Annotated in this window: 7 protein-coding genes; 6 read left to right on the top strand and 1 reads right to left on the bottom strand. The window is 69.1% G+C overall.

Annotation, left to right across the window (positions count from 1 at the left end):
* Window positions 1–41: 41 nt before the first annotated feature.
* Entirely contained in the window at window positions 42–725 is a 684-nt protein-coding gene (locus tag OG413_RS27665; protein WP_266809780.1) for a response regulator, read from the bottom strand.
* 352 nt (window positions 726–1,077) lie between these two features.
* Here OG413_RS27665 and OG413_RS27660 point away from each other — a divergent pair, with 352 nt between their 5' ends.
* The 6 genes from OG413_RS27660 to OG413_RS27635 all read left to right on the top strand — a co-directional run bounded on the left by OG413_RS27660 (window position 1,078) and on the right by OG413_RS27635 (window position 8,086).
* A complete protein-coding gene (locus OG413_RS27660; RefSeq protein ID WP_266809778.1) occupies window positions 1,078–2,400 on the top strand; it encodes a sensor histidine kinase in 1,323 nt (440 codons plus the stop codon).
* Entirely contained in the window at window positions 2,393–3,124 is a 732-nt protein-coding gene (locus OG413_RS27655) for a response regulator transcription factor (protein WP_266809776.1), read from the top strand. The genes OG413_RS27660 and OG413_RS27655 overlap by 8 nt, the downstream gene beginning before the upstream one ends.
* 142 nt (window positions 3,125–3,266) lie before the next feature.
* Entirely contained in the window at window positions 3,267–4,058 is a 792-nt protein-coding gene (locus OG413_RS27650; RefSeq protein WP_266809774.1) for a class I SAM-dependent methyltransferase, read from the top strand.
* A 158-nt stretch (window positions 4,059–4,216) separates the two neighbouring features.
* Window positions 4,217–5,182 carry an aldo/keto reductase gene (locus OG413_RS27645; protein WP_266810400.1) on the top strand — a complete coding sequence of 322 codons (966 nt, stop codon included), beginning with the start codon at window positions 4,217–4,219 and terminating at the stop codon, window positions 5,180–5,182.
* 287 nt (window positions 5,183–5,469) lie between these two features.
* Entirely contained in the window at window positions 5,470–6,651 is a 1,182-nt protein-coding gene (locus OG413_RS27640; RefSeq protein WP_266809773.1) for a hypothetical protein, read from the top strand.
* Window positions 6,652–6,814: 163 nt separating this feature from the next.
* Complete coding sequence (locus tag OG413_RS27635; protein ID WP_266809771.1) at window positions 6,815–8,086, top strand: hypothetical protein; 1,272 nt, start codon at window positions 6,815–6,817, stop codon at window positions 8,084–8,086.
* Window positions 8,087–8,166: the final 80 nt, after the last annotated feature.

Below are 8,166 nucleotides of genomic sequence, written 5' to 3'. Positions count from 1 at the left end.
GATTCTCGGTTCTCTTCCGGTCGGGACAGTGGGTGGAGGCATCACTTCTCGAAGCGGTATCCCATACCGGGCTCGGTGATGAGATGCCGGGGGTGCGCCGGGTTCGCTTCGAGTTTGCGCCGTAACTGGGCCATGTAGACGCGGAGGTAATTGGTCTGGGTCCGGTAGGACGGCCCCCAGACCTCCTGGAGCAGCTGAACCTGGCTGACGAGCCGGCCGGGGTTGCGGATCAGTACGTCCAGCAGATGCCATTCCGTCGGGGTGAGCCGGATGTCGTGCCCGCCCCGGTGCACCTTCTTCGCGGCGAGGTCGACGGTGAACTCGTCGGTGGTGACGATCACCTCTTCCTCGGCTGTCGTGACGCTCACCGCGCGACGGATCGCGGCCCTCAGCCTGGCAAGAAGTTCGTCGATGGCAAAGGGCTTGGTCACATAGTCGTCGGCCCCCGCGTCCAGCGCCTCGATCTTCTCGTCGGAAGCCTGGCGGGCGGAGACCACGAGGACCGGCACCCGGGTCCAGCGGCGAAGGTTCCTCAGTACGTCGAGTCCGTCCATATCGGGCAGCCCGAGGTCCAGCAGGATCGCGTCCGGCTGATGGGCGGCGGCCAGCTGGAGCGCCGTCGCCCCGTCGGGCGCCGTGTCCACCTCGTACCGGCGCGCCTTCAGGTTGATCTCCAGGGCCCGGACCAGCTGGGGCTCGTCCTCCACCACGAGCACCCGGGTCATCGGCGTGCCGCCTTCCTGTCGTCGAGAGGTGCTGAGCCAGCCCCGGCGCGACGGCCTGCCATCGCGCGTTCCTGAGCGGAGAAGGGGCTGAACGGACTCCCTGAGGAAACCCCCTCACCCGGCGACCCCGCCCCTCGTTGACGCCTCCCTGACGTACACCGACGCTCCTTTGACGACTCTCTTACGCCCAGGTCGTCGGCGTACACCCCGGGGCCGGTACCAGGGTGCCGTCCGCGTAGGTCGTGAGTATGAGATCGGGCAACGGGACCTACGACTGATGCCCCGGCCACCAGCATCTTTTAGCGTCTTCCTTGTGAAACCCGATCAACTCGACCCCCCTCGGACGGCGGACATGGTGCGCGATACACCCAGCGGTACGAAGAGCGGTGCGCGCGGCATCCTGGCACCGGCGTTCGCCGCCCTGCGCGACGATCTCTGCCGTCACGCGTTCGCCGTCCGTCCCCTCCCCCCGCTGAGCGAGTCACCCGCTCTGACCCGAGCCCGCGCGCTGCTGCCGTCCGGACTGAGGCACTCCGCCCGGTGGGCCCCGCACCTGGCGGTCTGCGCGCTCGCCCTGGTGGCCGTACTGGTGTCGTCGCGGTTCGTGAGCCCGGCGGAGGGAATGCCGGGCCTCCTCCTGGTAGGCGGGCCCGTGCTGCTGACCCTGCTGATGCCGGTGACGGCCTGGTTGCTGACGCTGCTCGCTCTAGTCGTGGGTTCGTTCGACCTCTTGGGCCTCGGCGGCTCGGGTTTCCTCCTCATCCACGTCACGTGCCCGCTGGTGCTCGTGGTGGCCACGATGCGGCTGCGCCCCGGGGGTGCCGCCTGGATGTGGCTGATCACCGGCGCCGTCGTTCTCGGGGGTGAGGGGAGTCTGGCCGTCCCGGCCCCCGTGTCTCTCCTCGTCCTCGCTCTCGCCGCGGTCGTCGCCGTGCTGCTGAGCGGCTGGCTGCGCGCGGGACGACGGGCGGCCGAGCAGACCTCGGCCGCCCAGGACGAGCGCGACCGACGGGCCGGGCTGGAGGAACGCACCGCCATCGCCCGCGAACTCCACGACGTCGTCGCGCACCACATGTCGGTCGTCGCGATCCAGGCGGAGGCCGCGCAGTACCGCGTGAAGAACCCCCCGCCCGAGCTGACGGAAACGTTCGCCACCCTGCGCGAGAACGCCGTCCTCGCACTCGCCGAGATGCGCCGGATCCTGGGCGTCATCAGGGCGGACTCGGAACCAGCGACGGGTTCCAGGTCCAGGGCGCCACAGCCCACCCTCGCCCGCCTCGACACGGTGATCGCCGGGGTGCGTACGTCGGGCTCCGCGGTGACCAGGACCGTGACCGGAAAAGTGCGCGTGCTGGCCCCGGGCGTCGAACTGTCCGCCTACCGGATCGTGCAGGAAGCACTCAGCAACGTCCTGCGGCACGCGCCCGGCGCGTCGGTGGACGTCGAACTCTCCTACGTGACGACCGGTCTGGGCCTGCGGGTGGTCAACGGCCCCGCACTCCGCCCGGCAAGCGCCTCGCCGGGCGCCGGACACGGCCTCGTGGGGATGCGCGAGCGCGTCTCCATGCTCGAAGGACGGCTGACCGCGCAGCCGACCGCCGAAGGCGGTTTCGAGGTCACCGCCTTCCTGCCCGACATGTCGCGCACCGATGAGGAGGACATCAAGAATGCCTGAGCAGCAGCCGGTGAGAGTCCTGATCGCGGACGATCAGGCGATGGTGCGTGAGGGGTTCGCCGTACTCCTGGCGTCCCAGCCCGGGATCGAGATCGCCGGCACCGCGGCGGACGGCCTCGAAGCCCTCGTCAAGGTGGCCGAGTTGCGCCCGGACGTCGTGCTCATGGACGTACGGATGCCTGAGATGGACGGTCTGGAGGCAACCGCGCAGATCGTGGCGAGCACCCCGGACACGAAGGTGCTCATCCTCACCACCTATGACCTGGACGAGTACGTGTATCAGGCGCTGTGCGCCGGGGCGAGCGGCTTCCTGCTCAAGGACGCCTCGGCACGGCAGCTGGCGGAAGGGGTACGGATTGTCGCCGCGGGCGAATCCCTGCTGGCCCCGTCCGCCACCCGCCGGCTGATCACCGAGTTCACCCGCCTCGCCGGGACCGAGGCCGCGACGGGGACCGGGAACGGGAACGACAGCGGTCCCCACCGCGGCCCGCGGCCACCGGCGAGAACCAGCCTTCCCGAACTGACCGAACGGGAGACGGGCGTGCTGGCGCTGATCGCGCAGGGCCTGTCCAACACCGAGATCGGCAGCCATCTCTTCGTCACCGAGTCCACCGTCAAGACGCATGTCAGCAAGGTGCTCGTGAAGCTGGGGCTGCGCGACCGTACCCAGGCCGCCATCTACGCCTACGAGAACGGAGTGGTGGTCATCGGCGGCACGGACTGATCCCGGCCCGCCCACGACCCCTCCTTCCCTTTCCTTCCCCTCCTCGCTCCCCCACTCCCCCATCTCCCCGTTTCCCCGGAGCCCCAGGGCGCCGTCTCCCTACCCCGCCATGCCCATTTCACCCGACGCCGAAAGTCGCATCATGCCGAAGAAGACCTCCGAATCCCTGTCCGTGAACCGTTCCGCCCTGACCCACCGGATCGGCTACGCACTGCGCAACCCCGCCCGCATAGCCCCCTATGTACGCCGCTCCGTGCGCGACACGTGGCTGAGCGCCAAGCACCCCAACCACGTCGACTACTACCGCGCGGTGATGGCGTCGGACACCAGCCGCAACCCCGAGGCGGCCGTCGGCAGCCAGACGCATGAGCGCTGGCTCGCGCTCGGCGCGATGCAGTTCGACTACCTGGCTGAGCACAATCTGAAGCCCGGCCACCGGATGCTCGACATCGGCTGCGGCAACCTGCGGGCCGGCTGGCGCTTCATCGACTATCTCGATGCCGGGAACTACTACGGGATCGACATCTCGCCGGACATCCTCATCTCCGCCAAGCGCACCGTCAGCACGTACCACCTGCAGGACAAGCTCCCGCATCTCACGATCACCCATGACCTGACCCTCGACTTCCTTCCCCAGGGCCATTTCGACGTGGTTCACGCGCACAGCGTGTTCTCGCACTCGCCGATCGAGGTCATCGGGGAGTGCCTGGCCCACGTCGGCCGCATCCTCGCGCCCGGAGGCTTCTTCGACTTCACCTTCGACCGCACCGACGGCGTCGAACACGCGGTGCTGCGGGAGGACTTCTACTACCGCACCGAGACCCTGATCGCCCTCGCCGCCGAACACGGACTCGTCGCCCGGTTCATGGAGGACTGGGAGGAGCGGCCGCACGGCCAGTCGAAGATCCGCGTCTACGCCCCCGAGAACGGCTAAGGGCTCCGCCACCGGCACGGGCGGGAGCAGGGGCCGCCATCAGGACAGCGGCCCCGAAACCCGACTGACCGAGCGGCCCGAGTCACCTATCGTCAACGTGATTCCTGGCGCGGGCCTCGGCCTGCGCCAGGGCAAGGACCATGACGTGGAGGATGATTGTGCGCTACCGCGAGCTGGGACGCAGCGGTCTGTCCGTATCCGAGATCGGTTACGGCGCGTGGGGCATCGGTGAGTCCGGCTGGGTGGGTGCCACCGAGGACGAATCCGTACGCGCCCTGCACCGCGCCATCGACCTCGGGGTGAACTTCATCGACACCGCCCGTGGCTACGGCGAGAGCGAGCGGATCGTCGGCCGGGTCGTCCGCGAGCGGGCCGGTGACGAGGTACGCGTCGCGACGAAGGTGCCGCCGAAGAACGCCGTATGGCCCGCACCGGACGGCCTGGACCCAGCAGCCGCTTTCCCCGGCGAGCACATCCGCGAGAGCCTGGAGACCAGCCTGCGCGCCGGCGGCCTGGACCACTTCGACGTGCTGCAGTTCCATGTCTGGAACGACGAGTGGGTCGGCCGCGGGGACTGGCTGGAGACGATCACCGAACTGAAACAGGAAGGGAAGATCGGACTGTTCGGCGTCTCCATCAACGACCACAGGCCCGACAGCGCACTCGAACTCGTACGCAGCGGCTCCGTGGACAGCCTGCAGATCATCTACAACATCTTCGACCAGTCCCCCGCCGACGAACTGCTGCCGCTCTGCGCGGAACACGACGTCGGTGTCATCGTGCGCGTGGCGCTGGACGAGGGCGGTCTCACCGGTCGGATCACCGCCGGTACGACGTTCCCCGAGGGCGACTGGCGCAACCGCTACTTCCGCGGCGACCGCCCGGCGCAGGTCGAACAGCGGGTGTCCGCGATCGTCGACGACCTCGCTATCGCCCCCGACGAGATCGCGGAGAACGCGCTGCGGTTCGTCCTGAGTTCACCGGCGGTCTCCACCGTGATCCCCGGAATGCGCACCCTGCGCAACGTCGAGCGCAACACGGCGGTGAGCGACGGACGCCCGCTCACCGCCGACCAGCTCGCCGTGCTGGCCAAGCACCGGTGGGAGCGCAACTTCTACAGTTGATCCGCCGGGACTCCCGACGGCACCACTGCCGGGACATCGGGTCCCCACCCGTGTTCCGCGAGACCCCCTCCGTACCTGCGGAGGGGGTCTCGCTGTTGGCGGTGCCGGTGCGGGAGCCACGGCCCGCGGTTTCCAGGTCGTTGAGTACCGTGTACCCCGAACACGACACCGGGATCGTCGTCCCACCGCGCGGAACTTTCGCCCCGACGCCGCGATCTCCATCACTTTCCTGATATCAGGAACAAGCCCTACGCACCATTTTCCGATGAACCACTCTTACACGGGGGTTGGCAATCCAAGCGCAGTCGATCGGCACATCAAGACCCCGCCGACCCTCCGAAGAAGTCAAGAGCAATCGCCTCGACAGCGCCCTTGCGGCCGTATCCCTCTATGCGGCGATCAAAATCATCGGCCTCATAGGCTTGATAACCTGGTCCGCCTTCCAGCAGAAGAGCCCCCATGAACTGTTGAGCCGGCGCTGGGACTCGCTCTGGTACACGCGCGTCGCCGAAAGCGGCTACTCGTTCACGGTCCAGGCCCCCGACGGGCGAAATCTCTCCAGCATGGCCTTCTTCCCGCTCCTTCCCTGGCTGGAGGAGGCGGGGGCCCGCATCGGCCCCTGGAACGCGTCCGACACCGGGCTGGCCATCAGCGCGGTGTCCTCGCTGGCTGCCGCTCTGGGACTTTTCCACCTGGGACGTCACGTCCACAGTGCACGAGCCGGAGTCATCCTGGCCTGCCTGTGGGGCGCCCTGCCGGTCGGCATCGTTCAGTCCATGGCCTACAGCGAATCACTCTTCGTCGCGCTGGCCGTCTGGGCACTGCTCGCCCTGCTGCGCGATCAGTGGATGACGGCGAGCGTTCTCGCGCTTCTCGCCGGGCTGACGCGGCCTGTCGGCATTGCGATCAGTGCGGCCATTGTCGTCTCCGCGGCAGTCGTGCTCGCGACCAGGAGGTCCGAACTCAGCGGAAAGAAGCGGATCAGCCTCATCGCGAGCTGTATCGTCTCCCCGCTCGGCGCGGTCGGCTACATTTTGTGGGTCGGACAGCGGAGACAGAAATTCCTCGGCTATCTGGATGTGCAGGCGGAGTGGGGAAACGGATTCGACGGCGGAATCGCCTTCGCGAAATTCCTGGCTGCTCCCCTGTGGGATTCCGGAGTACTCGCCGCGGGAATCCTCCTGGCACTCGTCCTCCTTTGTGCGTGGCCGCACCGGATCGCCTGGAAGCAACGGCAGCCGATCGCGCTCGTGGTCTACTCCGCCATCATCACGATCATGGCGGTCGGAGCATCAGGGTATTTCGGATCGAAACCCCGTCTGCTGATCCCTGCCTTTCCCCTCCTGCTGGTGTTGGCGATCAGGATGGCCCGCGCGCGCCCCGCCTGGACCGTGGTGGTGCTCTCGGCGATGACCGCCGTGAGTGCGGTGTACGGAGCGTTCTGGCTGAACGGCTCCGGCCCTCCGTGACCTAAGGTCTGTCCCGTAGCGCGCCCACGGGCCCTTCCGCCAGTGACACATATCAGCGAAAGCCATGAGAGATCCCAACGGGTCACGGGCCCGATGGCACCTAGCGTTCGAGGGAGCGGGCACACCCGGTGACCGCGCATCGCACGTACGCCAAGGAGACGTCATGTCGAGCCCGGCCCCGACCCCGCACCGGCTCAGCAGGAGGCACGTGGTGAGCGCGGGCGCGGCCCTCGCCGCGGGTCTGGCCACCGGTCTCGCCGTGACCGCCGCGCCCGCCGCCGCGTCCGGACGGGCACCGGGTGCCGCGCGGCCCACCGGCACCGAACCGCCCGTGCGGCTCGTTCTGCCCCGGCCGACCGGCCGCCACCCCATCGGCACCGTGGCCCTGCACCTCAGCGACCGCAGCCGCCGCGATCCGTGGGTGGCCGACCAGCCGGTGCGGGAACTGATGGTCCAGTTCTGGTACCCCGCCCGCGAAGCCGCCGTCCCGAGCCGGCCGGACCTCCCCAGGGCTCCGTGGATGACCGCGGAGGCCGCCAAGGTCTTCCAGAAGACGGGGGTCCTGCTCGACGGCTACGTCACGCTTCCGGTCACCCACGGCCGTACCGGCGCCCCGGCCGACACCCGCGCGGGCCGGCGCCCCGTGATCCTCTTCTCGCACGGACACGGTCAGCACCGCGCGTCCAGCATGACCCTGGTCGAGGACCTCGTCAGCCATGGATACGTCGTCGTCACGATCGACCACACCTACGACGCCGGGCAGGTCGAGTTCCCCGGCGGCCGGGTCGCGGCCTACGCGATGCCGCCCCTCGGCGAGGGTGACGACGACCCGGTCATCCTGAAAGCGGTCGACGTGCGGGTCGCCGACACCCGGTTCGTCGTGGAGGAGCTGTCCCGGATCGTACGGTTCCGGCGCTCCGGCGCCGGGCCGCTCCCGCACGGTCTCGCCGACCTCCTGGACCTGTCCGCGCTCGCGATGTTCGGCCACTCGCTCGGCGGCGCGACGGCGGCCTCGGCAATGGCGTCGGGGGTGCCGCTTCGCGCGGGCGTGGACCTCGACGGCTCCCTCTTCGGCCCCGTGGTGGACTCGGGGCTGCGCAAGCCGTTCCTCCTGATGAGCGAGGACGCGGACACCGACCCGAGCTGGGTAAGGGTCTGGCCCCATCTGCGGGGCTGGCGTCGCCGGCTCCGCATGACCGGGACGCGGCACTTCTCGTACACGGACTACGAGAGCTTCCTGCCCCAGGCCGCCGCCCGCCTCGGGGCGACCGACGAGCAGGTCGCCGAGTTCATCGGCCCGCTGGACAGCGTGCGGTCGACCGACATCCAGCGGCGCTTCCTGCGCGCCTTCTTCGACCTCCATCTGCGCGACCGGCCGGCCCGGATCCTCGAAGGTCCGTCCGCCCGCTACCCGGAGGTGCGCTTCGTCGGCTGACGAGGGGGACGGGCCGCCGCGCGCTCACGAGGGCCGCGAAGCCTCCGGGCACGTGGCGGCATCCTTCACGGTGCGCCGGT

The organism is Streptomyces sp. NBC_01433 (assembly GCF_026340105.1).
Lineage (GTDB): Bacteria > Actinomycetota > Actinomycetes > Streptomycetales > Streptomycetaceae > Streptomyces.
This window is presented reverse-complemented; position numbering and strand designations above follow the sequence as displayed.

What these genes read in the sequence shown, in the direction of transcription:
- OG413_RS27665 (WP_266809780.1), bottom strand. Translation starts at nt 725, where the DNA reads ATGACCCGGGTGCTCGTGGTGGAGGACGAGCCCCAGCTGGTCCGGGCC.
- OG413_RS27660 (WP_266809778.1), top strand. Translation starts at nt 1,078, where the DNA reads ATGGTGCGCGATACACCCAGCGGTACGAAGAGCGGTGCGCGCGGCATC.
- OG413_RS27655 (WP_266809776.1), top strand. Translation starts at nt 2,393, where the DNA reads ATGCCTGAGCAGCAGCCGGTGAGAGTCCTGATCGCGGACGATCAGGCG.
- OG413_RS27650 (WP_266809774.1), top strand. Translation starts at nt 3,267, where the DNA reads ATGCCGAAGAAGACCTCCGAATCCCTGTCCGTGAACCGTTCCGCCCTG.
- OG413_RS27635 (WP_266809771.1), top strand. Translation starts at nt 6,815, where the DNA reads ATGTCGAGCCCGGCCCCGACCCCGCACCGGCTCAGCAGGAGGCACGTG.